This window comes from Dietzia massiliensis, assembly GCF_018390595.1.
Taxonomy (GTDB): Bacteria; Actinomycetota; Actinomycetes; order Mycobacteriales; family Mycobacteriaceae; genus Dietzia; species Dietzia massiliensis.
Genome location: NZ_JAHBAV010000405.1, coordinates 1 through 220, shown reverse-complemented (window position 1 = coordinate 220; position 220 = coordinate 1). Strand labels below are relative to the sequence as shown.

Below are 220 nucleotides of genomic sequence, written 5' to 3'. Positions count from 1 at the left end.
GGTGGCCCTGGAACTGCTCACCGGGCCGTCGCTGCTGATCCTCGACGAGCCCACGTCGGGCCTGGACCCCGCATTGGACCTGCAGGTCATCGAGGAACTCGGCTTGACCAAACACGCCGACACGCGAGTCGACAAGCTGTCCGGCGGGCAGCGCAAGCGCGCCTCGGTGGCCCTGGAACTGCTCACCGGGCCGTCGCTGCTGATCCTCGACGAGCCCACG

Annotated in this window: 1 protein-coding gene; it reads left to right on the top strand. The window is 69.1% G+C overall.

Going from position 1 to position 220, the window contains the following annotated elements; translation table 11 throughout:
• Positions 1 to 220: ATP-binding cassette domain-containing protein (locus KHA85_RS18220; RefSeq protein WP_236885869.1), on the top strand; the 220-nt coding region annotated here is incomplete at both ends.